Raw genomic sequence first — 22,671 nt, 5'->3', positions numbered from 1 at the left:
CAAATGCCCACTGAGTTCAACGCGAGCGATCCAACCCAATCTGACCTAAGCAGCGCTCATGCTGAAGCAGGAAGCTAGGCCCGCTCGATCCCAAGGACATTTGGTGTCGTCGCGTAATTGTATCGGCTTTCATGGCTCGGAGCGGTCGGTAGCGTCGGCGAACGCTGCTGCCAGTTCATCGAGCCAGACTGCTGCGGTTCCATCGGATGGTGCTCGCCAGTCTCCGCGCGGCGATAATGCCCCGCCGGATGAAACTTTGGGCCCGTTGGGGATTGCCGATCGCTTGAACTGGCTGATCGTGAAGAAGCGAAACAGGAAATTTTCAAGCCAATGCCGGATCGATGTTAGATCGTAAGAGATTTTGGCATCGTCAGGATAGCCGGGCGGCCATTCCCCCGCATCGGCGTCGCGCCAGGCCTGCCAAGCCAGAAATGCCACTTTGGAGGGCGGCAGTCCGACGCGCGCCACATGGTGAAGGAAGAAATCATTGAGGGCATAAGGTCCAACCTTGCTCTCCGTGCTCTGCAGTGCGCCGCTCGCATCGGCCGGGACAAGCTCTGGCGATATTTCAGTGCCGAGGATAGCAGTCAGGATCGCGTCCGTGGCGGAATCGAATTGTCCGGTGGACACGCACCAGCGTATCAAATATTGGATAAGCGTCTTGGGAACCCCGCCATTGACCGCGTAATGACTCATCTGGTCGCCCACACCATAGGTACACCAGCCCAGCGCCAATTCGGACAGGTCCCCGGTGCCGATGACGAAACCGCCGCGGTGGTTGGCGAGCCGAAACAGATAGTCGGTGCGCAGGCCCGCCTGCACATTTTCGAAAGTGATGTCGTATCGCGGCTCACCAGCGGCGAAGGGATGCTTCATGTCGGACAGCATCTGGTGCGCAGCGGGACGGATATCGATCTCCGTGGCCGTTATGCCAAGCGCGTTCATCAGCGCCCAGGCATTGGACCTGGTTTCTTCACCGGTCGCAAAGCCCGGCATGGTAAAACCAAGGATCGTCGAACGCGGGAGACCTAGCCGGTCGCATGCCTTGGCCGCCACGATCAGCGCATGTGTGGAATCGAGCCCGCCCGAAACGCCGATGATCAGATGCTTACCCGACGTAGCCCGGAAACGGGTGACCAGCCCTTCGACCTGGATGTTGAAGGCTTCGTAGCAGTCGGCATCCAGCGCCATCGCATCGGCGGGGACAAAGGGAAAGCGCCGTTGCGGGCGGTACAGGCCCGAACGATCCCCCTGCGCTGCCCACGAAAACTTTACGGGACGGAACCGCTGTTCGGGGTGGCCGCATGCCGTGACTGTATCGTTGAAGGTTCCGTTGCGCATCCTTTCGAGCCGCAGACGCTGAACATCGATATCGGCCATTGTAAGCTCCGGGTCGTCCCCGAAGCGCTTCGATTCTGCTAACAATTCGCCCAGTTCGTGCACCATTGCCTGGCCATCCCAGGCTAAGTCCGTCGTGCTTTCTCCAGGGCCTGCCGCAGAATAGGCATAAGCGGCCAGGCATCGCGCCGATTGAGAAGCCGACAACATATGCCGATCGCGCGATTTGCCGATGGTGATGTTCGACGCCGAGAGATTACAGAGGATCAACGCGCCCGCCAGCGCGCCCCTCGTCGAGGGGGGTAAGGGCGACCAGTAATCCTCGCAAATCTCGATATGAAAGATGAAGTCTGACTTCTCCTTTGCCGAAAAGATGAGGTCGGTCCCAAAGGGCGCCTGGCAGCCGGCAAGCTCGATATCGAGTTCGGTCAAGCCAGCACCGGACGCGAACCAGCGCTTCTCATAATATTCGCGATAATTGGGTAGGTAGCTTTTCGGGACGACGCCCAGGAGCTTCCCCCGACCGATGGCCAAGGCCGCATTATAGAGGCGCCCCGCACGTCGAACCGGAGCGCCAACGAGCAGGACAGGTAAGTCCCGGCTCGCCTCGATCAGCTTGCCGATTTCCATTTCCACGCGGTCGAGCAGCGCATCCTGCAGATGCAGATCATCGATCGCGTAGGACGACAGGCAGAGCTCTGGAAACAGGACGATGTCGGCGCCGACCGACGCCGCTTTCCGCGCTAAGTCTAGGATTGCATTGGAATTGGCTCCCACATCGCCGACGCTTGCAGTCGGCGTTGCGGCCGCAAGGCGGATCAATCCATGCCCATCGATCGAGGCAAAGCGATCAGGCGTCACGCACAGCGTCCATCATCATATCCAAAGCCACCGTTACGGCTGCGATCCGAATGGGTCCACGGCCTATGGCGCCGAGATGCTCCACCCTATGTCTTGTCGTTCTGCTTCTGCCCGTACAGGCAAAATGAACAAGCCCCTCCTCTCCCCCGTCGTTGGTGGGACCCGCATAGCCGGTGATCGCAAGGGCAATATCGGCGGCTGACTGCCGGATGGTGCCCTGCGCCATTGCAATAGCGACGTCACGACTGACGGCGCCGCACATATCAATCTGATTCCTCGCGATGCCAAGCAATTCACATTTGGATTCTTCGCTATAGACAATGAAGCCACGCTCGAAGGCGTGGCTCGCACCCTCCACGTCGGTAAGCAGAGAGGCGAGTAGACCACCCGTGCAACTTTCCGCCGTCGCGATCTTGAATCGGGCGTCACAACAGGCACGAAGGAGCTTGGAGGCTGCGTCTTCGACCGCAGTCGGCAAGACAGGGGACAGAGTTTCTGCCGGGCTATGAGACACGTTCCCACTCCGCTCACTTACTTGCGTCATTAACCACTTTGATAAAATTTCGTTCCTGTCGACATATGCGTTGGGGCGATCCCGGAGCCGCCGCAAGATTGCCGGGACAGAGTCGACTTCTACCTACGAATGGCGATCAGGTCTGCCCTTCCAAACGTTGGATCTTATACGCAAAATCCTCAGCAACGATGGGTTTGATGATCACCCCGACCACTCGGTCGGCATATAGATCCGCGATGTCCTGCTGGCCGGTTACGAATATCGACGGAATTCCACGTTCCTTGAGCCATGCAGCCGCATCGGGACCGGTGCGTCCATCGGCCAGATCGATATCCACAAGCGCGCCATCTATGTCGGACGCGGCAGCGTCAGCCTTCAGTTGGGAGAAGCTGTCGGCAAAACCCGCCAGAACATGGCCCGCGTCCTCAATCAGATGTTCGATATGAAACACGATCAGGGGATTGTCTTCGATGCAATAAATCCGCAGTGGCTTGCGAACGCCAATTGTGTCTGATGTCATAAGCCCAAAACGCTGTCCGGTGCCTCCGGGTTGCAGGCGACGCGCGCCAATGGCCCGTTAATCTTACATCGAAGGCCCTCGGTAGCGAACATGATGTTGGGCTTGGCACCGAACAGGCCACCGAGAGCCGCACGTAAATAGCGCGTGCCATAGCCGGAGCGCGACGGCGCGACGACAGCCGGTCCACCCATTTCCTGCCACGAGACAGACAGGTCAGGACCCTCGTCCGGCAGTATGTCCCAATGGAATATGACTTGGCCGTTCGGCACGGACAACGCGCCATATTTGATCGCGTTGGTCGTCAGTTCATGCAGGCAGAGCGCCAGCGTCGTTCCCGCCTCGCGTGTCAGCATGACTGACGGGCCGGAGGCATCGATCCGGCTGATCCCCATCTGCCGATAGGGATCGAACGTGAGCTGTGCGATCTCGGCGATCGAGATTGCTTCTCCCTTGGCTTCGAATACCGCGGAATGCACATTGGACAGTGCGGTCAGGCGAGCACCGAAATCGTCTGCAAGCGCCGCCACACTCGTCGCGCCGTTGCGTGTCATTTCGAAGATCGAAAACACGCTGGCGAGGATATTCTTGACCCGGTGGTTCAGTTCCCGCCGAAGTTCGATCTCGCGCTCGATATGATCGCGCACTTCCCTCTGCCGCATTCGCGCCAGCAGCGCCGACTGGATGCCGCTGACCAATTCGACCTGGGTTAGCGGGCGCTGATAGAAAAGCTGGCGTGACCGTGGCCATGCAGTCGCCAACTGGCCACGGATCCGGCTATTCGGTGACGCGCGGTCAAGCAGGACCACAATCGGCATTTCGGACCATGGCGGCTGGGTGTTCAGATGCCGGGCGACGATATCAATGAGGGCCGGGGTCAATGCTTCATGGGTCGTTACGAACACGCCCGGCCCAGCCGCCAGATACCCCGTCAGTTCGTCCGCAGACACGCAGGTCACCACAGCCATGTCATATTCGGCGAGCAACTGACCCAGATAGGCCGCGTCCCGTCGATAGGGCGCTAGAATAAGGACCTGGTCCAGCGCACCCGGTTCGACCAGATCACCGCCACTCATGGCGTCGGCAGCGGATTGAACGGGACGACCCTGACGCCGTCGCTTTCGATCAACAGTTCATGAACATTCAGGTCATGGGGGCCATGGCGTTTCTTGACGACGGTGATGTTGCGTCGCAGACGGCCATCATCTTCAATGATCCGCAGCAGGAGTACGGTATCCCCCAGGAAGCTTACATCGACGTCGATTCCGACATTCTGGCCGAGCAGACCGTGCTGGGCGACGATCAGCATCGTCAGTACGCCCGACCGCGCCAGATATTTTAGGAGGGACTGAATGTCCCGCACCGCCTTCTCGCGGTGCGGCAACGAGTTGAGGTAGCCTGTGAAACTGTCGATGACCACGACGCGGGTCTTGAAATCCTTGACGATCGATTGGGCGATCTGGGCGAATTCGCCGGGCGATATCTCGTTAGGATTGAAGTCCCGGATGATCAGCTGACCGTCCTTATGAAACTGCCGCAAATCCATCCCGAGGCCTTCGGATCGCCGGAAGAAGGTCTCCAGGCGTTCCTCGAACAGGAATAGCGCGACTGCTTCGCCACGCTTGAGCGCTGCGGTTGCATAGAGCGAGGCCATGGTCGATTTGCCGGTCCCGGACTGGCCGATGACCAGAGTGGTTGTGCCCGATTCCTGGCCGCCGCCAAACATGTCGTCGAGCGCATCGACGCCCGATTTGATCAGCTGTGGCTTGCGGGTATCGACGGCTTCGCCCGGAATGATCCGGGGAAAAACAACAACGCCTTCGCCTTGCCGGATCGCCATGTCGTGATAGCCGTCGGCGATCGGCACGCCGCGCATCTTGCTGACCTCGATCCGCCGACGCACCGAGCCATAATCCTGTAACGACTTGTCGAACCGGATGACGCCATGCGCAATCCCTTCTACCTCTTCTCCGTTGGGCGCCGCCTCATTGGTCTGGGTGTCGAGTAGGAGCGCGACGACCTTGTGCTGCGCGAGAAACGCTTTGAAGCCGAGCAGTTCGCGGCGGAACCGGGGCGTATCACCCGTGATAAGCCGGATTTCCAGCAGCGAGTCGTATACCAGGCGATGCGGCTTATGCTCCTCGATCGCCAGCTCGATCGCCTGGCGCGTTTCGTCGAGCCGAAGTTCAGCGGTCTGGAAGATGGTCTGATCGGCGGCGCCGTTTACCGCGTCAGACGCCGACAGTTCCTCGATCCGAATCCCGTCCAACGTCCAGCCATGCGACAGGGCGATCGATTTCAGCTCCGCGGCTGTTTGGGAAAGACTTACGTAGATGCATCTTTCGCCAGCTTCTACGCCCGCACGCAAGAATTGCAGAGCGGCTGTCGTCTTGCCCGCGCCCGGCGCGCCCTGAAGCATGTAGAGGTTGGATGCGGGTAGGCCGCCGCGCAGGATTTCATCAAGTCCTGCCACACCCGTTGCAACCACAGGCTGGGCTTTACGCTTGCTCACAAATGTCTCCTCGTTTGGCATCGGATCGCACAATCACCCCCGCTTTGCCAGTACGATGGAGATCGGTTCTCGCGCCTTCGATTGGAATATGGAATTCTTGTCGCGTTAATCCGGCCGGGATCTCCTTGTCGTTATCCGACCCGGCGAGAAAAGAGATTTTGCGCGATAAAGGATAACCGTTATATCAGCCAGTTCGCCGCCTCTTCACGGGTCTCTACGATAGGGCTGATCCTCTATGTTTCGCCTTTCCGCCTTGACTTGTCCGCCTCATCGATCATCTCGCGCACCTTGCTGGCGACGGCTTCTATGCCAAAGGGTTTGGTGATGACCTGCATGTCGTGACCCAGCAGGCCGTTGCCGACCACGGCATTTTCCGCATATCCCGTGATGAACAAAATTTTAAGATGCGGTCGGCACACTCGCCCGGCGTCGGCGACCTGACGACCGTTCATTCCTCCGGGCAAACCAACATCGGTGATGAGAAGGTCGATACGCAAGTCGGACTGGAGCACTTTGAGGCCGCTCGGACCATCCGCCGCTTCGATAACATGATAGCCGCCATCGGTGAGGACATCGACGATAAGCGAGCGAACCGAAGCCTCGTCATCGATGACCAGCACCGTCTCGCCATGGCCACCAAGATCCACGCGTATCGACTCGCCTTCCTCCTCCGTTTCGGCCACGGTCCCGGAATGACGAGGTAGATAAAGGCATATGGTTGTGCCGACGCCCACCTCGGAATAGATTCGCACCTGGCCGCCCGATTGACGCGCGAAGCCATAAATCATTGAGAGCCCCAGGCCCGTGCCTTCGCCGAGCGGCTTGGTCGTGAAGAAGGGGTCGAACGCCCGGGCGATCACATCGGGCGCCATGCCGGTCCCGGTATCGCTCACGCAAAGCGATACATATTGACCTGGTGGTAACTCGCGTTCGCGCGCCATGCGATCGTCAAGCCACTTATTGGCCGTTTCAATCGTCAGCCGACCGCCGTCAGGCATGGCATCCCGCGCGTTGATGCACAGGTTCAACAACGCGTTTTCGAGCTGGTAGCGATCCACCAATGTCGTCCACAGCCCGCCCGATCCCACTACCTCAATTTCGACCGAAGGACCAACACTGCGGCGCAGCAGGTCTTCCAAGCCGGAGACCAGCCGATTTACATTGACGGGCGTAGGATCGAGCGTCTGTCGGCGCGAAAAGGCGAGCAGCCTTTGGGTTAGCGCCGCAGCGCGTTTTGCAGCTCCCTGAGCCGTCTCGAGATGGCGGCCGATCGCCTCCAACCGCCCTTGCGAGATGCGCAGCTCCAATAATTCGAGATTGCCCAGAATGCCCGCCAGCAGATTGTTGAAGTCATGCGCGATGCCGCCGGTCAACTGCCCTACCGCCTCCATCTTCTGGCTCTGGCGCAGCGCCTCTTCGGTCGCGGCGAGCGCCTCGGCCGCTTCGGTTTCAGCCGTGATATCCCGACCGAACAGATAAAGCAGGCCGCCCTCGGGCACGGTGGTCCAGGCGAAGCGATGGTGGCTGCCATCCTGCGCCCGAAAGACGCTCTGGGATTCTATGACAGCCGCGCCGGGCTGCGAAAGCTCCGCCAGTCGCTTGCGCACGGCCTCCTGCTCCTCGGCCACGAACTCCAGGATATTGCGGCCTACCGTATCAGCCTCGCTCCATCCGAGCACCTTCGTCCAGGATGGATTGACTGCGTTGATGACGCCTTCCGTCGTCACCACCACTTTAACGACGGGCGAGATCGCCCAAATCCGTTCCCGGTCGCGGGCAAGCAGGCGTTCTTGGGTTATGTCGCGTGCAACGGCATGAATGCGGCCGGCATCGGGAACGGCGTTCCAGTCGAGCAGCCGATAGCTGCCGTCCCGGCAGCGATAGCGATTCTCGAACAGGAGGGTAGTAACGCCCTGCGCCAGCTTTGCGACCTCCTTGGCCGTGTCAGCCATGTCGCCAGGATGGACGAAATCGGCAAGGACCCGGCCAACCATCTCACCTTCCTGCCATCCCAGGAGTCGCGTTGCCGTTGGGTTCACCGACCGGATCACGCCGTCGAAATCACACACCAGCATCAGGTCCTGGCTAAGCGACCAGAGCCGGTCACGGTCGCGCCGCTGGGCGGAGACGGCATCGATCGTGGCAAGTGCGCCGGCGATCTGCACTGCGATGAGGCTGGCGAAATCGCGGGCGGCTTCATCGAGCAGTCGATACGGATTCAAGCCAAGAATGAGCGCGCCGATGGCATGCCCCTCTCCCGGCTGTTCGACCGCAAGGATCAATGCGTCACGCGGCGGTATCTGCCACGGTCCGGTCGGCAGGTTTCGCCCTGATCCATCAAGCGCGATGACCGTCTGCTTCTCACCCCGCTCGATCGCCGCAACGGGCCACTGCGTTGCGTCCCCAGAGGCAGGATGGGGGCTGTCGGGCAGATCGAACAATATGAGGTCGGCGAAAGGGAAATCCCGGCTGTCGATGCCAAAATGGACGCGAACCGCCTCCACCACGTCCGATCGGCTTTGCGCCTTGAGCAATGCTGCGGCCAGATCGTTGAGTTGCTTGATCCGTCGTTCGCTGATGACCCTGCCCGTCTCCTCGCTGACAACGCACATAAGGCCTTCCACGGCACCGTGGCCGCCGACGAGCGGACTGTAGGAAAAGGTGTGATAGGTCTCTTCCAGGTAGCCGTTACGCTCGAGGAACAGGAGCAGTTGCTCGTCCCAGGTCGCGACGCCATCGCGCATGACCGACACGATACGATCCTCGACGGCCTCGAACACTTCGTTCCAGACCTGCGACATGGGCTGGCCCAGCGCGGCGGGATGTTTTGAACCCAGTGTTGGAATGTAGGCGTCATTATAGAAAAACGTCAGATCCTCCCCCCAACCAAGCCACATCTCGAACCGCGACATGAGCATCAGCCGGAGCGACGCTTTCAAGCCTTCAGGCCATTGTTCTGGCGACCCTAGCGGGGTTTTCTCCCATTCATGCGCGCGCATGAGGGCGCTCATCCTGGAATCACCGGGGAAAATCTCAGACAGGCGGTCGGTCATGGTCCCCCAAACTACCGATCACGAGACGGTGGCGTAGTCCTAATGACTTCCTTTGGCTTAAGTTCCTTCGGCGCGGTGCTTTGCGCGTTGAACCGAGGGATGTTGGCAACATCCCTTATTATTGCATTCTTATTCTCTACCGTTGGGGGGTAATTCCCACGCTGACCAAGCAAATCTTGCGTGCCCGATCGGCATATTCCCACGGGTTTGTTCGCGGCCTGCCACATAAACCGGGCCGTACCCCTAGGCCCACGACAATTCCTCCTAACCAAGGTTAATTTCCGCGTTTTTCCGTCTGCTCCGAACATTAAAAAATGGAACGCGCCACCAAGAACCGGGTTAACGGTCTATTGCCATCGTCAGCCAGGAGAGCAGCATGAGCGACACGCTTGTTCCGCCGCGCGAAGATGACGCGCCGATCACCACGTCAAAGCAGCGTAATGCCGTCGCTGGTGCGACACCCAGCTTGGTGGAGGGTAAGGGAGACGCGCTGATCGGCAAGACGGTCACGATCAACCGGCCGCGCGCCGAGCTTTTCGCCTTTTGGCGCGACTTCTCTAATCTTCCGCGCTTTATGGAAAATCTGGTTTCTGTCGAAAAGCTCGGTGACCGTCGGTCCCGGTGGGTCGTGAAGGCACCGGCCGGAAAAACGGTCGAATGGATCGCTACGATAACCGAGGAGAAACAGGACGAATTCATCGTCTGGGCCTCGGAAGACGGCGCGGATGTCCCCAATAGCGGGCGTATCGATTTTCGCGATGCACCCGGCGGGCGCGGCACCTGGGTCAGTGCGACGATCCTCTACGATCCGCCAGCCGGCATCATCGGCAAGGTCATCGCCACCATGTTTCAGCGCGAGCCTGCCATTCAGGCGCGGCGGGAACTGCGCCGCTTCAAGCAACTGATGGAGACCGGCGAGGTGGCGACCGCCGCTTGGACTTGTAAGCAGCTGGAAGAGGAGGAGGCCTGATGCGCGCTTTGACTTGGCATGGAAAGCATGACGTGCGCGTCGATACCGTCGACGATCCGGAAATCCTCAACCCGCGCGACGCGATCATCAAGATCACATCGACCGCGATCTGTGGCTCCGATCTCCATCTCTATGACGGGTATATTCCGACCATGAAGGCGGGCGATATCCTTGGCCATGAATTCATGGGCGAAGTTGTCGAGATCGGTCCCAAATCCACGCTGCAAAAGGGCCAGCGCGTCGTTGTGCCTTTTACCATCGCCTGCGGCAGCTGCTTCCATTGCAGCAAGCATCAATATTCGGCATGCGACAATGGCCTGCCAGCGGACAATCAGGATATCGCTCAGGCAGCCTACGGTCAGCCCATGTCGGGACTGTTCGGCTACAGCCATATGACAGGCGGCTATGCAGGCGGGCAGGCCGAGTATGTGCGCGTGCCTTTTTCCGATGTGGGACCGATTGTGGTTCCCGACGGGGTCGACGACGACAAGGTGTTGTTTCTCTCCGACATCTTGCCGACCGGCTGGATGGCTGCCGAAAATGCGCAGATCGAGCCCGGCGACACCGTGGCGGTGTGGGGCTGCGGCCCGGTCGGACTGTTCACGGTGCAGTCGGCTTTCCTGATGGGTGCAGAGCGCGTCATCGCGATCGACCATTTTCCGCACCGGCTCGCCCTTGCGAAAAAGTTCGGCGCGGAGACGATCAATTTCGAAGAATCGAAGACTTATGAGGCGTTGATGGAGATGACCGGCGGTATCGGCCCGGACGCCTGCATCGACAGCGTCGGCCTCGAAGCGCACGGATTTTTTGCCGACAATATCTGGGATCAGATCAAGGTCTCGACCTTCCTCGGCACAGACCGCACCCATTCGATCCGGCAGGCAATCCTTGCCTGCCGTAAAGGGGGGCGGGTCTCGATGCCGGCGGTCTATGGTGGCTTCGTCGACAAATTCCCCTTGGGCGCTTTCATGGAAAAGGGCCTGACGCTCAAGACCGGCCAGACCCATGTTCAGCATTATATGCCCGCGCTGCTCCATGCGATCATGGAGGAGAAGATCGACACGACCTTTCTCATCTCGCACCGCATGCCGCTCGAACAGGCGGCGCAAGGCTACCGGCTGTTTCATGACAAGCAGAACGAAGTGACCAAGATCGTGCTGAAGCCGGGCATGGACCTGGCGCAGGCCGCCTGACCTTTATCCCATAGGAGACTAGCACATGCGTTCTCTTTTCCTTTTCACCGCAAGCGCTCTGGTTCTTGCCGGGTGCAATAGTGCCGATACATCCGATAATCAGGTCGGTGCGAATGCCATTTCCGCCAACAGCGCGTCGGAAATGGCCGATCGGGGCGTAATGGCAGACCCTGTGGCCACGCCGACCGATGCATCTGGCTATCTTGCCAAAGCAAGTGCCGGCGACATGTTCGAAATCGAATCGTCCCAAGCTCTGCTCGAGAAAAGCAAGGATGCCAAGCTGCGCGACTTTGCCCAGATGATGGTGAAGGCTCATCAGCAGTCGACAGCCAAGGTCAAGGCCGCGGCAGCTGAAGCCAAGCTCACCGTGGCATCGCCAAGCCTCGCCCCGGACCAGCAGATGATGCTCGACGAGATCGAGGCCGCCTCGGCCGATGCGATCGATGCCGTCTATATCAAGAATCAGAGGATCGCACATAATGCCGCGCTCGCCCTGCATGAGGGCTATGCCAGCACTGGCGATACGCCCGCGCTCAAAAAGACAGCCGCGCAAATCGTACCTGTCGTCAAGGAGCATATCGCCCATCTCGAGAAGCTCCCGGGCAAATAGGAGGGAGTATCATAGGCAGATTCGCGATCAGCAGACCAGCCATGAAGATGGGCGCTGATCCGCTGTGGTCGTCTCCATGATCGGGCCGGGATTATCGGGACAGCGCGAGAACGACAAATGTAGATGAGCGTTCTTCTTCGTGGCTGCTGCACGAGGCTGATGAAGAGGAATATGCTCATGAAGAAATATGCCTATGGCTGGATCACCGCCCTTTTCTTTCTTGTGTCGATTGCCGGGCACTGGATTTTCGGCTGGTATGCATTCGTAGAGGAAGCGCGTGAACATCAGCAGGTCGCGCACGTCGGCAGCTATCTCGTCGAGATGGGCCGGGATACGTTTGAAAACTGGCAGTCGGAATTCCTGCAACTCATCTGGCAGGTCTTGGGACTTGCCTATTTCCTGTATATCGGCTCTCCGGCGTCCAAGGAGAATGACGACCGCCTCGAAGCGAAAGTTGATGAGTTGATGAAATTTGTCGGCGGCGCGGAGGCCGAAAGGTTGATCGCCACAATCGATGATCGCTATCTTCGGACCCATGGCCACGCAAAGCCTCACGCCCATGATGTAGGACATGAGTGAGGTGTCGGCATTGGGCGCGGCGCTAGATGGCCGGATATTTTTTTCGAGTCGTTCGCTTGGAACAACGTGCGGGTGATCGATTTTTTGTCAGGAGCGAAGCAACAGGAGGACGTTATGGCGACCAATATATTCACCGACGCGATTGCATTGCTGAAAGCTGACCATCGCAAGGTCGAAGAGCTGTTCGATCAGTTCGAGGCGACGAAGGCCGGCACGAAGAAGCAGCAGATCGCGCACCAAATCTGTACCGAACTTAAGATCCACACGTCGATCGAAGAGGAAATTTTCTATCCGGCGTTTCGCGGAAAAATCGAGGACGACACGCTGGACGAGGCCTATGTCGAGCATGATGGCGCCAAGGTGCTGATCAACGATATCGAAGCCGGTTCAGGGGAAGATAATTTCTACGCTGCCAAGGTCAAGGTGCTGTCCGAGGAGATCAAGCATCATGTCCATGAGGAGGAAATGCCGTCGGAAGGCATGTTCGCTCAATGTCGCAAAACGGACGTCGATCTCGTCGCCCTGCGCGACCAGATGATGGCGCGCAAGGAAGAGTTGCTTGCGCTCGCCAAGACCTCCGGCCTGCCAGCTGCGAAGCCCAGCGTGGTAAACCTGATCGCTGCTTGACGCAGACATGTCCGGCCGCCTTCCTGACGGTCGGACATGTGGCGTCTCCGATTGCGTTCGCAACAGTGGTCGGTATCATGGCGGTACTCACTCCGCTGGTGAACGTCGGGCGACAATTCCTTGATACAGTTGCGGTAAGAGATCACGCACGACAGCAAATATTTCTTGGACGGCTGAGGATGCAACGATTTTAAATCCATCCATGCACCGGGCCTAGCCGCATCGAGTATCCTGAGGGTAGCGAGCTCGCCGATCTCGCCACCGCCTATTCTGAAGCTCGCAGGCTGCTCGCCATTTGTGGGCCACAGCGATATTCGAAGGCCTCGATATCGCAATCACGCCCTTCGGCGACCTGCAATTGGCTCCCGGCACCAAAAGGTTCTTTATCAACAAGCTTTTGAAACCGGCAATTGAATACCCAAATCTAGCTGACCAGTGATCTACGCCACGGCACCCGTTCGGTAGGGCTTCGTATGTCGACCGTCTCGCACCGATGGCTACGACTACGATGGACGATTTGATGGCCCCGGAAGATAGAGCGGTGCTTTTACCGCAATCCGACAAGCTTGTTCAGATAATGGGGCTGGGCCCGCGCCATCCCGCTCATCTACGCGTTTGGTGTCTGGCGGGGCAACAGGCAGACGGTGCGAGTTCGGGCAAGTACGAAAGAGGAGTATGAATGGGTGACATAGCGGGATGGGTCGCACTTGGCGCAACATGCCTGGCGGCCCTCATGACAGCATCGAACCTCGGACCGCGTGTGACTGGATGGGGGTTTGTTGTCTTCACGTTCGGCGCGATCGCGTGGATCGTCGTTGGCTTGGCCACGGACCAGACCCAGTTGCTCTGGAGCAATATCTTTCTTGGGGTCGTGGACCTGTTCGGTATCTGGCGCTGGCTAGGCTGGCAGACGCGGATCAGCGACACGGTCGAAGCGGAGCAGGAACGCAGCGAGACCGAAAGCGGGGACACCCTGCTCGCTTTCTCAAAACTGGAAGGCATGCTCGTCATCGGTCCGGACGGATCGACCGTAGCCCATGCCGTCGATGCACTGGCGGCCTGTTCGAGCGGCCACTTTTCGCATCTCATCATTGCCGAAGGCGGCATTGCCGGCGTCGGTGAAACGCTGCGCAAGCTTCCTTGGGACAAAGTCAAGATGGTGGGCGATACGCTTGTGACCGACCTGGACTCTGCGCGCATCCAGCGGCTCGAAAGTTTAGAAGCAGCATAGGGCATGGCACCAAATAAAGAAGCCGCCGCGTCGGCACCGTCTAGCGACTGCTTGAATCCCGTCGATGTCCTGGTGGTTGGCGGCGGTCCGGCAGGCCTCACCGCCGCCATCTATCTGGCACGCTTCCATCTCAAAGTGCGTGTCGTTGATTCCGGTCAAAGCCGCGCAGCGCTGATCCCGCGGACCCGCAACCATGCCGGCTATCCTGGTGGAATTCCTGGGGTGAAGCTTCTTGGCCTGATGCGCGAGCAAGCTGCGGAGTTCGGCGTTACCGTCGAGGATGAGACGGTCGAGGCTTTGCAAATCAATGGCGACGTTTTCCATGCGCGATGCAAAACGCAGTCTATCGCCGCAAGCGCCGTCCTGCTGGCCACCGGCGTCGTTAACAACCGGCCTGAGATGGATGATGCATCGCATCGGACAGCCTTGCAGCAGGGTCTCCTGCGATATTGTCCGATATGCGACGGCTATGAGATCACGGATCGAAAGGTTGCCGTGATTGGCACCGCGACGCATGGCTACAACGAAGCGATGTTCCTTCGCACGTACACGCGCGACGTTGCGCTAATAGCGCCGGATGCGGCCCATGCGTTGACCCTGGAGGAACGCGCTGGGCTGCAAGCCGCGGGCGTCGCTATGATCGACGGGCCTTGTGGTTCGCTTGCGCTGTCAGGTGACGCCATCCTCATCTCAACTCCATCGGGCATTGAGAGGTTTGAGAGTTGTTACCCCGCCTTGGGGTCGGTCATTCGCTCGGAACTCGCGATCGCGCTGGGTGCCGAAGCGACCGAAGACGGCTGCCTGGTCATCGACCGCCACCAACGCACGACGGTTCTGGGTCTTTATGCCGCCGGCGACGTCGCGAAAGGATTGGATCAGATCAGCCACGCCATGGGAGAAGCCGCCGTCGCCGCAACGACCATCCGCAACGACCTGGCGGGCAAGGCCGCCTTGCTTCGATAGCTTACCGCTTCGCTCATGGGGCGGAATGCACGCATCAAGTGCCACGTCTTCGCAGGCTGATGCCCGATACGACGTCCACCCATAGAGGATCTTATGGAACCGCGTATCAAAGGGGCCGAGGGCCTACAGGCCAAAACGCCTTTTTCATCTTCGTTTCGCCATGGAGGATACAGAGCAGAAGAGCTGCCATTTTAACTGTAGAATTGGCACACCAAGGGCGCGTATTAACTTATGTAAGTGAAATAGTTTGGCTCGCTTCAAACATCATCTATTTTACTCATCGCCCGCAACCGTATCTCAAGTTGCAGGTTTGAAGTGATCGGAGGCACGGCTTGTCTCATAGAGCGCGCCACAAATGTTCACAAAAGGAAGCTTCTCATGGCCAAGAAACCCGCGGCACCTCGGAAAGGCGTTATTCCAGCCGACATCGCTCCCGGTGCACCGCTGTCAGGAGAATCTCCCCAGAAGGCCTCTTCCATTCCCGCTGACGCGGCCCTTTCCGAAAGCTTTGCCGAGCCACAGAGTGATGGTGGCGAAACGCACCAGGCAGCGGAAGGCGACATTGCGGTACTCACCACGCAGCAGGGCGTCCCGGTCGCGGACGACCAGAACAGCCTCAAGCAGGGGGCACGCGGGCCAGTGCTCCTGGAGGATCCCCACTTCCGCGAGAAAATCTTCCACTTCGATCATGAGCGCATACCCGAGCGCGTGGTTCATGCCCGCGGCTATGGCGCGCATGGCTTTTTCGAGCTCACAGACAGCCTGGCCGACGTCACCCGCGCAGACATCTTCCAGCGTGTCGGCGAACGCACCCCCGCCTTCGTGCGCTTCTCAACGGTCGCCGGATCGAAGGGATCATTCGATCTCGCCCGTGATGTTCGAGGTTTCGCCGTCAAGCTATACACCAATGAGGGCAATTGGGATCTGGTTGGCAACAACATCCCCGTCTTCTTCATTCAGGACGCGATCAAGTTCCCGGACCTCATTCACGCAGCCAAGCCCGACCCCGATCGCGCCTTTCCGCAGGCGCAGACGGCGCATGACAATTTCTGGGACTTTATCACCCTGACCCCGGAAAGCATGCATATGGTCATGTGGATCATGTCGGACCGTACGATCCCCCGTTCCTTTCGCACGATGGAAGGGTTCGGCGTGCACACCTTCCACCTCGTCGATGCCGAGGGCAATTCAACCTTCGTCAAGTTTCACTGGAAGCCTAAACAGGGTCTGCAGTCGGTGCTCTGGAACGAGGCCGTCAAGATCAATGGCGCCGATCCGGACTTCCATCGCCGCGACCTCTGGGATGCCATCAACGGCGGCGATTTCCCAGAGTGGGAGCTTGGCGTGCAATTGTTCGATCAGGCGTTCGCGGACAGCTTTCCATTCGATGTTCTTGATGCAACGAAGATCATCCCAGAAGAGATCCTGCCGGTGCGCGTGGTCGGCCGACTCGTTCTCGACCGCGTCGTCGATAATTTCTTCGCGGAAACCGAGCAGGTCGCCTTCTGCACCCAGAACGTCGTGCCCGGGATCGACTTCACAAACGACCCGCTGCTGCAGGGCCGCAACTTCTCGTATCTTGACACCCAGCTCAAGCGGCTAGGTGGACCTAATTTTACGCACATCCCGATCAACGCGCCTAAATGCCCGGTCGCCCATTTCCAGCAGGATGGCCATATGGCGATGACCAATCCACGGGGGCGGGTGAACTACGAGCCTAACAGCTGGGGTGCCACGATCGGCGGCCCACGCGAGGATCCGGTCCGCGGGTTCACAAGCTTCGCGGCGACTGAGGATGGCGCCAAACTGCGGATCCGGCCGGAAAGCTTCGCTGACCATTACAGTCAGGCGCGCCTTTTCTATATCAGCCAGCTGCCGATCGAGCAGAAGCATATCGCCGATGCGCTCGTCTTCGAGCTGAGCAAGGTCGAACGACCCGACATCCGTGCCCGGATGGTCTCACACCTGCTCAACATCGACGATGGCCTTGCCGCCACGGTGGCGGATGGCCTGGGCTTGCCGCAACTTCCTGTGCCGGCTCAGGCGGCCCGGCCGACCATTACCGATCTGCCGCCCTCCGACGCCCTCTCCATCGTCAAGAACGGGCCGCCCAGTTTCAAAGGCCGTAAGCTGGGCATTCTGCTGAGCGACGGGGCCGATGTGGGCGTGTTCAAGGGCCTGGTGAAAGCGATCGATAAGGTCGGCGCGATCTATGAAGTGATTGCTCCAAAGATCGGCGGGGTTGCCCTTTCGGACGGCACGAAGGTGGCCGCCAAGCAGAAAATCGACGGCGGGCCCTCCACTCTTTTCGACGCGGTGGCGGTTGTCGTTTCGGACCATGGCGCTGCATTGCTCGCGACCGACGCTGCCACGCAGGACTTCGTGCGCGATGCCTTCGGTCACTGCAAATATATCGGCCTGACCAAAGAAGCCCAGCCGATCTTCGACAAGGGTGGCATCGCTGACGATCTTGACGAAGCCTGCCTCGCGCTTGCGACCGCCAAGGACGCGGCTGCCTTCGTGGAGGCGATCGCTGGTCTGCGCTACTGGCCGCGGGAGTTGAAGGTTGATCTCGATGCCAAGTGAGGCAATAGGTGGCCCAGCGAACGACGATCAGGCGCCTTCGTCACTGCCCTCGCCAGAGCGCATCCAGGAGTTGCTGTTCGATGCGGCGCGGCTAGGTCGTGACGATATGATTGCTGCGCTACTTCAGGCGGGCGCAGACATCACGGCGCTGGACCCGAAGGGTTACACGCCCTTGATTCTCGCAAGCTATCACGGGCATGAAGCCGCGACCGCGGCGCTTCTGGTGCAAGGCGCGCCGGTCGATCAACAGGATTGCGTTCGCGGTAACACGGCGCTCATGGGCGTTGCATTCAAGGGATATACGCAGATTGCCGCACTGCTGCTCGACGCCGGTGCCAACCCCCACGTCACCAATTCGGCGGGTCAGACGGCATTGATGATGGCGGCACTCTTCGGCCATAGCGCGATTGTCGACCTGTTGATCGATCGTGGCAGCGATCCTCATGTTCAGGATGCCGCGGGCAACAGCGCGATCTCGATGGCGGAGACACAAAGCAACAAATTGATGGTCGGACGGCTTAAGGCCAGACGCCGCGTACTCGCGTGAAGTGAGGCGGCCACCAGTGTGTAAGCAGCGCGGTACGCATGAGATCGACGCGGTGGCTCTCCGTAACCGAAGTATGAGCCCGTCATGAAAGGCCACGGGTCCGATGCCGCCAGCGCGGTGCCGTTGCCCTGCACGCCGAACTGAGAAAGGGCTTGTGGCAGATTGCGATGCTGAGCCTTGGCGATCAATCCTCCGATGTCAGAGCCGGTCATGATTTCCTTTGGCCGTTCATCTGGCGCGCAGCGGTCCCGACAGCGGAGGCATTGCCTTATGGCTCGCCCACTGCTGGGACGGTTGCGCGTGCATCCGCGGGAGCTGCAAGCCATAGGGTGCCCGACTCGCCCTGGACGTTGAAAGTGCGATCGGATCCCGGCAAGTGGTGCTCCGCTCCAACCGCGACGTGCTCAAAATGGTACGCGTTACCACGGTGCTGACGCCGTCGCAGCCTCTGCTCATTCCTTATCTTCCACACGACATCTCTCCGTTGGGCACTTGCGACGGTGCGTTCCATGCCCGATTCGCGCCAGCCGAAGGTCGTGTCGAGGCCGCGCAGCGCATGCTTTTAACCTGTCGCCGCCCCAACGTGGACAGGCACCACCCGCTTCACTCCTGGGCAATGCTTACCGCCCGGTCTTGGGGTCGAGCTTGGCATCGAACGGAGCCTTGTCTAGCTTTGCCATAAGGTCGGCGAACACGTCGTCCTTCGCGATCGGAAAGTGGCGTCGGAACCCTTCCCCCAACTTTACCAAGTCCCGCTCAGTCAGAAACCCTATCGACACAATCCTTTCGGACATTTTGCGCTCTCCTCAGTTCACCAACAGCCGACATCGACGGAAGTACCCAGAATTTCGTCCGCGATATGATCGGCACCGAGCTCCAGCACACCGATCCATTTCGATGGGCGCTCAGGCTCCCCCGGCTTCGCAGACGCCCGGACAAGCTTGATCGTGTTTGAGCTCAGCCGACAGCACCTGCGCTGGCGTCGGGGCGAGGCACTTGATGGGGACTACCGGCCCGGCGGACGCGCGATGCGCAAGGGCAAACGGCAGAACAACGACGAGCATGGGTCGGCGGATTCCAAGCGTGGCCAACGGGTGTGCGGGAACGCCCCGCGACACTTCGGCGTTACATCGACGAAGACCCTGGAGGAAGATCGACGTCTTCTCCCGCGCCGCCTTCCTCGTTCTTGATGTCAGGCAGCGCCCTATGCCCTTTGCCGGCATCGATCGGCGGACCGCCCCCTCCCCCTGCACTATCCTCATCATAGTCTTCCGTGCCGATCGCCGTGCCTCCAGCACCCGCGCCGCTACCGGCAACAGCGCCGGATCCTTCCCGGGCTCTATGCCCTCTGTCAGGTCCGTCAGTGTCAATCAAAGGCGTGTTCTTCAACTGTTCCCCGGTCGTCTTCTCACCCCCGCCATATACCGGAGGCGAGAATGGCTTGCTGTCGTCTTTGGTCATGGTCATGAATCCTTTGCAGGTCGAAAGGGCAATCTCGAGCCGTCGGACCAGTTGGCGCTTGACTGGCATGCATGGCGGCGGACCGTTGATGGAACTTCCAGATCGCAGGTGAGGCTAATTGTCCCTGCCCGCCGCTTACGAAACTGGTGATCAGAATGCGACCGGGAACGCTCGCCCCCGGCCACACAGCATCACAGAGTGGCAGCCCTAGCCCGCGCAGCATTATGCCCGCCGTTGCGATAAAGAACGTCGCGGACGAGGTCCCCGTCAATGCCTGCATCGTTCACAGTGACCAATACCCTGCCATCCTTGAGGCCGCTGTTATAATAGGCTGCGTCTTCTTCTTCGATGCCATGCTTGGTGAGCACTTCGTTCAAGCTGCCCCCGACAGCTCCAAGAACAGCGCCAAGGCCGATCGCTTCAGGAACAGCCGAAGCCGCGATGGCGCCGGCGGCGGCCAACGGACCCACACCAGGAATTGCGAGTGCCGCGACCCCCAGACCAGCCCCGAGCGCACCGCCTCCCAGGATGCCGCGAAGGATGTTTCGATGATGCTCATCGGTGATCTCGCCATCCCCTGAGCGCGTCGTCGTTGTGCCACCATGGTGGGCAATGACCGATAGGTCGGTGTCGGTCACGCCTAGCGCGCGCAGGTCGGAAACCGCGCGTTCGGCTTCAGCATGGGTGTCAAAAAGCGCTGATGCTTGAACCATTTCCTCGATCCTCTTCTAATGTCTGGCCATCATTGTGGCTGAGACCTAACGGAGCGGGCGCATGAGTGTTCCGTTGAACACCAGGGAGGGCGCAAATCTGCTGTCAAAGGGGAACGCGCACTGTCAGGCCAGTGCCCTTGAGCGGAAAGGCAAAGTGCGCAGCGTAGACTATCTGGCTCTCGGTCCGATACACGCAATCAAATAGACATTATGATTGGCCGCATGCCAAATTCCTTACAGGCAGGCCAACTGCCGACCGGAGGCTGCTGAACGCCCAAGTACGCGAGTCTTGGAAGGGCGGCCACGCCGCCGGGACGTCCCAAAAGGCCTGGGCGGAGGGACGTGGAGTCCCTTGCGACGATGCTTCGAGCGCAGGTCAGCCAGACGGATAGGTGCCATACAGAACGGTATCCAAATAATTCTTGATCGCGGTAGTGCGTTCGCATGCCGTCCGCCGGAGCATATCTTCATCCTTCACCGTGAAAACGCCGCGACGCGTTGCAATCGTGCCCTCATCACGAAGCTTCTTGACGACACCGGTTACAAAAGTACGCCTGACACCCAGCATCTCTGCCAGCTGTTCTTGGGTCATGGCGAACTCGCAGGCATCAGTGCGGCTCATGGCCGCGAGCAGCCATTTGGTCCAGTATCTCGGCAAGCTCCGCCCAGGGTGGGACGCCGCCACGCGAAGAGGGAAGATCCTCCATGATGAGGAGATCGCCATCCTGTGCGATCACGCCAGGCACTGGCACATTGCGAAGCGCTAGGTGCCGCAGCATGCGCGCCTCGATCGAGACATCTGGCGCCTGTTTCGCGATGGCCGTGTCGCCATTGCCGAGATCGAGCCGGAAGACGCCCGAAAGGTCGCCACCCGAGAGCCGAATGACCGCGCGCACCTGGCGGCCCAGAAGTGTAGAGGCGCGTATCAGCATGGCAGGGACAAAGCTCGCCTCAACCCGTCCCACCTCCATCCAGAAACAGCGGCGTCCCCCATCATGGATACCTGCCTCCCGCTCATGTCAGGATCGCGCGCTGCCATTGCCTTTCCCCTTCCATGCGCTCTCATCCCTTGGGCGTCACGAGACCTCGACAGGCGCCACAAACTGGCCGGGAGCGCGCTTGCCGACATGGACCCGGTCCGCGGTCACCCGCTCGCCCGTCTCGAGATTGAAGGTCGCCCAAGGCATGGGCATGCGTCCGAAAGTCATCTTCTGGATGGGCTGGCCCGTCGCCGAGTTCATGATGGTTGCTATGATGCTCATGTCGCCCCGATAGCGGCGCGACGGCGTGGGTGTAAGCCCTTCATATAGGCCGATCTGCCGGGGCGGTCATCACGCACTGCCAGCGAGGCCCAGCTTTGAATTCCACCGCGTCAGTAACAACGTCCCTTCATCGAGCCAGCAACGCCGGGATCAGCAAAACCATGTTTGCCCCCCAGATTGCCAAAGCGCTCTACCCCGACCTTGCATCGGCATGAAATCGTGCCACATTCGACATCGGCGGGCAGACCCATAAGGAAAAATGGATCATGCCCAAACAGAATGACCGTGAGCGCCTGGCCGACCTCGAAGCGCGCCAGCGCCGATTGCAGGAGGAGATTGCGGCGGCGCGCAGCGCGCTTCGCGCAAGATATGGTGCGATCGTTGTCGAGCTTCCCATCGAGGCGGTCGGCGAGCGGGATTTTCGCGACATCCTGCAGCACGCGATCCGTGTCGGCGCCCCTGCCGCCGTTCAGGCGCTCAAAGCGCTGCCGCCCGCTCCGGAGCCAATATCTCCCGCTACTAAATCCGCGGTCCCATCCCAAGGCCAGAAACCGACCCCCGCCCGGATCGTCTCGCCGCCACCGGCTCTGTCTCAATCGCCCTCTGAAAAGCGCTGAACAATGGCTTCGGGCAGGAAAGTCGCCGAGTCGCCCCCTCGACGGCCGGTCACCGTTTTGGCAACGAACAAGGCCACAATTCGCATTACAGGAACCAGTATCCATGTCGCTTTCCGACCTCATCGCCACGATCGCAACCAATGAAGGTCTAGCCAAGACCGACGTCAAGAAGGTCGTCGACGGACTTTTCGCGCAGATTGCCGAGGCGGCCGAAAAGGATGAGGAGGTTTCCGTACCCGGCTTCGGCAAGTTCAAGGTGAAGCACAGCGCCGCGCGCGACGGCCGCAACCCTTCCACTGGCGAGACGATCAGCATCGCGGCCTCCAGGAAGCTGGGCTTCACCCCTGCCAAGGCCCTCAAGGACCGGCTGAACGGCTGAACCGGACGGGCTCGGCCGACTAAGGCCGCACCTCGATCAGCACTCCGGAAGCAGCGCCGGGCCGATCAGATCGATCGTCCGGCGCTTTCTTTATGGGGCGCCATAGTTCCGCGCACTTGCTGTCCGGATGCGACGCGA

General features: G+C 59.8%; 22 protein-coding genes. 10 read left to right on the top strand and 12 right to left on the bottom strand.

What is annotated here, in order from left to right; all coding sequences use genetic code 11:
* Positions 1-129: 129 nt before the first annotated feature.
* From A7Q26_RS13970 to A7Q26_RS13945, 6 genes are all read right to left on the bottom strand, one after another.
* Positions 130-2,199, bottom strand: coding sequence for an NAD(+) synthase (locus tag A7Q26_RS13970; RefSeq protein WP_066860696.1), 2,070 nt, complete (start codon positions 2,197-2,199; stop codon positions 130-132).
* Positions 2,189-2,743: a CinA family protein gene (locus A7Q26_RS13965; protein WP_066860693.1), complete on the bottom strand. Its 555-nt coding sequence runs from the start codon at positions 2,741-2,743 to the stop codon at positions 2,189-2,191. Before A7Q26_RS13965 ends, A7Q26_RS13970 begins: the two co-directional genes overlap by 11 nt.
* Before the next feature lie 106 nt (positions 2,744-2,849).
* Entirely contained in the window at positions 2,850-3,233 is a 384-nt protein-coding gene (locus A7Q26_RS13960) for a response regulator (protein ID WP_066860690.1), read from the bottom strand.
* A complete protein-coding gene (locus A7Q26_RS13955; protein WP_198162939.1) occupies positions 3,230-4,198 on the bottom strand; it encodes a sensor histidine kinase in 969 nt (322 codons plus the stop codon). Before A7Q26_RS13955 ends, A7Q26_RS13960 begins: the two co-directional genes overlap by 4 nt.
* Before the next feature lie 104 nt (positions 4,199-4,302).
* The gene (locus A7Q26_RS13950; RefSeq protein WP_066860797.1) at positions 4,303-5,742 is read right to left on the bottom strand and encodes an ATPase domain-containing protein; all 1,440 of its coding nucleotides are present in this window, start codon (positions 5,740-5,742) and stop codon (positions 4,303-4,305) included.
* Positions 5,743-5,975: 233 nt separating this feature from the next.
* The gene (locus tag A7Q26_RS13945) at positions 5,976-8,660 is read right to left on the bottom strand and encodes a hybrid sensor histidine kinase/response regulator (RefSeq protein WP_066860794.1); all 2,685 of its coding nucleotides are present in this window, start codon (positions 8,658-8,660) and stop codon (positions 5,976-5,978) included.
* 511 nt (positions 8,661-9,171) lie between these two features.
* On the opposite strand from A7Q26_RS13945, the gene A7Q26_RS13940 reads away from it, so the two are divergent.
* The 9 genes from A7Q26_RS13940 (at position 9,172) to A7Q26_RS13900 (ending at position 18,101) form a co-directional block, all read left to right on the top strand.
* A complete protein-coding gene (locus A7Q26_RS13940; protein ID WP_066860684.1) occupies positions 9,172-9,765 on the top strand; it encodes an SRPBCC family protein in 594 nt (197 codons plus the stop codon).
* Complete coding sequence (locus A7Q26_RS13935; protein WP_066860681.1) at positions 9,765-10,958, top strand: zinc-dependent alcohol dehydrogenase; 1,194 nt, start codon at positions 9,765-9,767, stop codon at positions 10,956-10,958. The genes A7Q26_RS13940 and A7Q26_RS13935 overlap by 1 nt, the downstream gene beginning before the upstream one ends.
* 25 nt (positions 10,959-10,983) lie before the next feature.
* Complete coding sequence (locus A7Q26_RS13930) at positions 10,984-11,568, top strand: DUF4142 domain-containing protein (protein ID WP_084439130.1); 585 nt, start codon at positions 10,984-10,986, stop codon at positions 11,566-11,568.
* A 177-nt stretch (positions 11,569-11,745) separates the two neighbouring features.
* Entirely contained in the window at positions 11,746-12,147 is a 402-nt protein-coding gene (locus tag A7Q26_RS13925) for a DUF6766 family protein (RefSeq protein WP_066860788.1), read from the top strand.
* A 114-nt stretch (positions 12,148-12,261) separates the two neighbouring features.
* The gene (locus tag A7Q26_RS13920) at positions 12,262-12,774 is read left to right on the top strand and encodes a hemerythrin domain-containing protein (protein ID WP_066860679.1); all 513 of its coding nucleotides are present in this window, start codon (positions 12,262-12,264) and stop codon (positions 12,772-12,774) included.
* A gap of 679 nt (positions 12,775-13,453) precedes the next feature.
* Positions 13,454-14,005: a PRC-barrel domain-containing protein gene (locus A7Q26_RS13915; RefSeq protein WP_066860678.1), complete on the top strand. Its 552-nt coding sequence runs from the start codon at positions 13,454-13,456 to the stop codon at positions 14,003-14,005.
* Between the two features lie 3 nt (positions 14,006-14,008).
* Positions 14,009-14,968, top strand: coding sequence for an NAD(P)/FAD-dependent oxidoreductase (locus A7Q26_RS13910; RefSeq protein WP_066860675.1), 960 nt, complete (start codon positions 14,009-14,011; stop codon positions 14,966-14,968).
* A gap of 378 nt (positions 14,969-15,346) precedes the next feature.
* Entirely contained in the window at positions 15,347-17,554 is a 2,208-nt protein-coding gene (locus A7Q26_RS13905) for a catalase (RefSeq protein WP_066860672.1), read from the top strand.
* Positions 17,544-18,101, top strand: a complete 558-nt coding sequence (locus A7Q26_RS13900; protein ID WP_084439129.1) for an ankyrin repeat domain-containing protein — start codon at positions 17,544-17,546, stop codon at positions 18,099-18,101. The genes A7Q26_RS13905 and A7Q26_RS13900 overlap by 11 nt, the downstream gene beginning before the upstream one ends.
* Positions 18,102-19,226: 1,125 nt before the next feature.
* On the opposite strand, the gene A7Q26_RS13895 is transcribed toward A7Q26_RS13900, so the two are convergent.
* From A7Q26_RS13895 to A7Q26_RS25595, 6 genes are all read right to left on the bottom strand, one after another.
* Positions 19,227-19,562: a hypothetical protein gene (locus A7Q26_RS13895; protein WP_157102553.1), complete on the bottom strand. Its 336-nt coding sequence runs from the start codon at positions 19,560-19,562 to the stop codon at positions 19,227-19,229.
* Between the two features lie 191 nt (positions 19,563-19,753).
* Positions 19,754-20,275 carry a hypothetical protein gene (locus tag A7Q26_RS25195; RefSeq protein WP_157102552.1) on the bottom strand — a complete coding sequence of 174 codons (522 nt, stop codon included), beginning with the start codon at positions 20,273-20,275 and terminating at the stop codon, positions 19,754-19,756.
* A 376-nt stretch (positions 20,276-20,651) separates the two neighbouring features.
* Positions 20,652-20,897, bottom strand: a complete 246-nt coding sequence (locus A7Q26_RS13885) for a helix-turn-helix domain-containing protein (RefSeq protein WP_066860663.1) — start codon at positions 20,895-20,897, stop codon at positions 20,652-20,654.
* Positions 20,884-21,207, bottom strand: coding sequence for a hypothetical protein (locus A7Q26_RS25600; RefSeq protein WP_066860659.1), 324 nt, complete (start codon positions 21,205-21,207; stop codon positions 20,884-20,886). The genes A7Q26_RS13885 and A7Q26_RS25600 overlap by 14 nt, the downstream gene beginning before the upstream one ends.
* Before the next feature lie 144 nt (positions 21,208-21,351).
* Complete coding sequence (locus A7Q26_RS24630; protein WP_084439127.1) at positions 21,352-21,537, bottom strand: hypothetical protein; 186 nt, start codon at positions 21,535-21,537, stop codon at positions 21,352-21,354.
* A gap of 110 nt (positions 21,538-21,647) precedes the next feature.
* On the bottom strand, positions 21,648-21,977 hold the full coding sequence (locus A7Q26_RS25595; RefSeq protein ID WP_066860657.1) for a hypothetical protein: 330 nt from the start codon (positions 21,975-21,977) through the stop codon (positions 21,648-21,650).
* A 280-nt stretch (positions 21,978-22,257) separates the two neighbouring features.
* Here A7Q26_RS25595 and A7Q26_RS13870 point away from each other — a divergent pair, with 280 nt between their 5' ends.
* The gene (locus A7Q26_RS13870; RefSeq protein WP_066860654.1) at positions 22,258-22,533 is read left to right on the top strand and encodes an HU family DNA-binding protein; all 276 of its coding nucleotides are present in this window, start codon (positions 22,258-22,260) and stop codon (positions 22,531-22,533) included.
* Positions 22,534-22,671 lie beyond the last annotated feature (138 nt).

The sequence above is a fragment of the Sphingobium sp. TCM1 genome, assembly GCF_001650725.1.
In the GTDB taxonomy this organism is placed as follows: domain Bacteria; phylum Pseudomonadota; class Alphaproteobacteria; order Sphingomonadales; family Sphingomonadaceae; genus Sphingobium.
Note: the sequence above shows the minus strand (reverse complement) of the source record. Positions and strands in the feature narration are given on the sequence as shown.